The organism is Streptomyces sp. NPDC005533 (genome assembly GCF_042871845.1).
Lineage (GTDB): Bacteria > Actinomycetota > Actinomycetes > Streptomycetales > Streptomycetaceae > Streptomyces.
The window spans coordinates 1-4,115 of the sequence record NZ_JBIAJH010000127.1; the positions used below are offsets into that span (position 1 = coordinate 1).

At 63.4% G+C, this 4,115-nt stretch carries 2 protein-coding genes and 1 pseudogene; 1 reads left to right on the forward strand and 2 read right to left on the reverse strand.

Features of this window, described 5'->3' with window-relative positions:
- Positions 1-223 precede the first annotated feature (223 nt).
- Positions 224-700 (forward strand): annotated as a pseudogene (locus tag ACFYP3_RS37085) (IS110 family transposase); the annotation flags it as partial.
- Positions 701-770: 70 nt separating this feature from the next.
- Here the strand turns inward: ACFYP3_RS37085 and ACFYP3_RS37090 are convergent.
- On the reverse strand, positions 771-1,511 hold the full coding sequence (locus tag ACFYP3_RS37090; RefSeq protein ID WP_388842486.1) for an IS701 family transposase: 741 nt from the start codon (positions 1,509-1,511) through the stop codon (positions 771-773).
- Positions 1,512-2,360: 849 nt separating this feature from the next.
- On the reverse strand, positions 2,361-2,531 hold the full coding sequence (locus ACFYP3_RS37095) for a hypothetical protein (protein ID WP_388842488.1): 171 nt from the start codon (positions 2,529-2,531) through the stop codon (positions 2,361-2,363).
- Between the last annotated feature and the right edge of the window lie 1,584 nt (positions 2,532-4,115).

Consider the following 4,115-nt stretch of genomic DNA (forward strand, 5'->3'; position numbering starts at 1 on the left):
GCTCCGCGATCTCCCACAGCCCGTCTGGAACAATCCAACTCCACGTGCCCCGCCCCATACCGACGTCAACGACGCCTCACCACATAGGACACGGTGTAAGACGTAGTTTCATTTGGCGAAGCGGCGGGGACAGATGAGGGCTGCGGCTATGCCGGCGGGCCCGGGGAGAATGCGAGCACGGGAGCGAAGGGCATTCGGACGACACTGACATCGGGGTCTATCTGGGGCTGATGTCGGCAAGGGCGAACATCACGCCACCGCCGTCAGCCCTGCCGGGAAGAAAGTGTTCAACAAGCCGCTGCCCAACAGCGAACCGAAGCTGCGGGAGCTGTTCGAAAAGCTCCGGGCCAAGCACGGGACCCTGCTGGTGGCCGGCGAGCAGCCGGCCTCGACCGGCACTCTGCCCCTGACGGTTGCACGGGATGCGGGCTGCCAGGTCGCCTACCTGCCCGGCCTGACGATGCGGCGGGTTGCCGATCTCTACCCCGATGAGGCCAAGACCGATGCCCGCAACGCGTTCGTCATCGCCGAAGCCGCCAGAGCGATGCCCCATAGCCTGCGGACGATTGATCCCTCTGATGAGACAGGTGCCGGGGTCGACGACGATCTCGGGGGCGAGTACACCCGGACCGCCAGCCGGCTCCGCAGCCTGCTGACGCAGATCCAACCGTCCCTGGAGCGGGTCTTGGGCCCGCGCGTCACCATCGAAGAAGCCGATCGATGGCAGCGTGGCGCTGGCCCAGTCGTGGACCCACGGCCCTTTCGCTCCGTTACCGCGGGAGATCCTCTGCCAGGCACCTTCCGGCGCCCCGGCCATCAGCTCGTCGATCCTCCACACCCCCTGCAGGCTCTTGACCTGCTGTGACGTCGGTACTGCCCACCACATGGCCGGCGCCGAGTTCCTCGAGCAGGCGCCGGAACTTCCATTCATGGCCGTAGGCCTCCTCCGCCGTCACCCACGAGGCCGGCAAACCCGCGGCCGGGCAGCGAGTCACGATGACCTTCGCGAGGTCGCCCTTGGTCGCGAACTCCCGCTCGCCGGGAATCTTGGCGACCCGGCAGCGTTCCCGCTCGGCTGTCCACGCCCTGGACAGATACAACTCCCGGTCCACCACAGCCACTCCACGGCTGGTGGCGTAAGCAGCGAACACCCCGATCTGACAGTTGTCGGTCTTCCCCGAGGTGCCGGTGTACAGCCGGCCCACCCCGGCCGAGACGGTGCCCCTCTTGATGAAACCGGTGTCGACGATGATCAGCACACCACTGGGCCCGAGCTTGCCGGCGACATACTCCCGGACGTCATCACGCAGTGCATCCACGTCCCACACACTGGAGTTCAGCACCCGCTGGAACCCGTCCGGGGTGCGGTGACCCGCGTACTCGACCAGCCGGCAGCCATTCTTCCGGACCACCGGAGCCAGCAGCCCACGCAGGTAACCCCGCATCCGCCACCGCAAATCCGCCCTGGCGAACCGGCCCGCAACTCCAGCGAACACCCCATCCCACTCCACAGCCCACTCCCGGGCCTCCACCATCCCCACCACGCCCTGACAACGACAACCACCACCTCAGGAACACAGTCCACTGCTGAAGCACCAAGGCCCGGTAGCTCTGAAACCCGTCCAGGTGCGGTGACCTGCGTACCCGATTAGCTGCCGACCTTCTCTCCAGGCGACGGGCTCAATGTGCTCGTCTGTAATCCCGCATCCGACACCGCAGATCCGCCCTGGCGAACCGACCCGCTACTTGAGCAAAGCCCGTATTCACGTCAGGAGCCCACCCTTGCACATAGAGGCTGCTCACAGACGGACCGGGTACGCCAGCCCTACCCAACACACGTTAAGGCTCAACCCAGCACATTGGCCGCGGAAACCTGCCGATCGCATTGGTACGTAGTCAGCCTTACAGGTGTCTCGATCACCGGCATAGTTGATCTATCTGACGCGCCCCAATGGTTCAACCCAGCGAAACCAAACAAGATAGGATGCAGCTCGTTCAGAAAATGCTTCCACTAGCCCGCTGTGGAACGTCTGGGGTATCTGACTCACGCTGCTTTCGCCCCCCCCGGTGACCGCTAGACAGGCCCTCGTCAGTTACTCCTGAGCCTTTCCCTAACCCAACGATGGTGAGGTTATGCATGCTTCCGGAACGTAACATGACGGTAAGACAGTATCTTCGCGACCGTGATTCTGGTGAAATGGTTCCCGCCAACGCGGAGCCGATCTTCACCGAGCTCGTCGGCCGGTGGAAGAGAGCTGGACGCCTGACCCCAGGCGGTCACGATGAGGAGTGGGACAGGACTATTCGGCGATCTTGCTGGCCTCTTTACTGAGTAACAAGAAATCTAAGGTTGCCATAAATCAACGTAAGTTTTTCGTTTCGTCCAACTGATCGGATAGCTCACTTGAGTTCGCACCGGTCACGACGAGGTGGGTCTTCGGATCGTTCTTGCTCGGTCGGTTGTATTCCGGCCCGCTAGGGTCGTCCTTGAGCGCCGGGACGCTGACCGAGTCGATGTCGAAGCGGGACAAGTGTCGCCCTTAGCCCCGAATGCCTCCAGGGCCGCCCGGTGCAGGCGGCCCAAACCCGGTCCTTGCTCCAGCGCGCGACGCGCCGGTATATGTCGCCAGGCTGGCCCGAACACCAGAGGAAGCCGCATTTGCCCGACGTAGCCACGAACACGATACGCGCCAGACACTTCCGCCCCCGGCCTGCCTTTGACCCCTCATTGGGACGTATCACTACCGACTCGAGCACCACCCGCCGGAACGAGTCCCACACTCATCCGACACCATCCGCTCAGAGAGGCTCGCTATGCTCAGCAAAACAAGCCAGCGCGCCAAAGGAGACGTTCGCATCTGCCAGAGCTTGGTTTACACCGGGGCTAGGTTTTTTTGCTCGCGGCGTTCGTAGGGGTCTGGCCGTCGAGGGCACCGTGGGGCGGTAGCAGTTGAGTAATCATACTCGCGCATCCTATCGTTGAGGATGCCCGCGTCGTCGATGACGGTGCCGTCGCGCATGCGGTAGAAATCCTTCGTCGTCGATGCGGCGGGAGCGTTCTACCTTGCCTCGAGGTGCGGTGATGCGAGTTTAATGTAGGTATGGGCGACGCCCTTGTAGAGCACGACCCAGCAAAAGGCGGACTGGAATTCGGATCCGCGGTCGGTGCGGACCATCTAGACGGGAATGGCAACCGTTCCAGAACGCAGTCGAGGAACTGAACGGCGGTCTTCGGTCGCACCGCGAGCAGATCCGCAGCGCCCGCAGCCGGGTGCAGTCGTCGATGACGACGAACTGGTAGGACTTCGCCCGCCGCCGTTCGCTAGGGTCCCGGTGATCAGCACCGCGGCCGGGGCCTGCTCCGGGAATCTTGTCGGTTCGGTGAACGTCACGTCGATCTGGACCCGGTTGCCGGCAGCTGGTTCTCGTAGCGGGTGCAGCGCTGGGAGGCGGCCAGCCAGCCCGATCCAAACTTCTTCAGGATGCGGCAGACGGCTGAGCCGGCGATGTCGTGCGTACAGCGTGAGGTACATCTTGATCTTCATCGGGCCGGAGTGGTAGTTCCCTCGCAGCCAGACGATCTTGTGGACGACATCGGCCCCGGTGGCGTGAGAGCAGTGATGCGGCCTGCTGGAGGGGCCCGCAGGCCCTCGACGCCTTCTTCTGGTAGCGGTGTTGCCATTTGCAGAAGCAGGTGCGGCCGGTCCCGTAGTACCGGCATGTCAGCGACATTCCTGGTGACTTCCTCGGAGTGCAGCGACAAGGTCCGACGATTTTACCCCTAGTGTCCTGAGTCAGTAGTTGGCTTACAGTTCTCATATGACTCGTCCTGGTCCAAAGCTAGCGCCCCCTGAACCTGACTGATGATGAGCGCGCCGAGTTGGAGCGGTGGGTGCGGGGGCGAAAGGAGGCCCAGGACATGGCTTTCGGGCCTGCGTGGTCCTGGCGTGTGGAGCGGGGGGTGAGGACGGGTTCCCCGTTTCCGCCGCCGCGGTTGCAGATCGGATGGGGGCGACGCGGGAGCAGGGCTGATTCATAGTCCTGGCTGCTGGGAGAAGCAGCAGGTCACAGCCATGTGACAAGACCTTCAGTACGGCCACGCCGGATGCAACGAA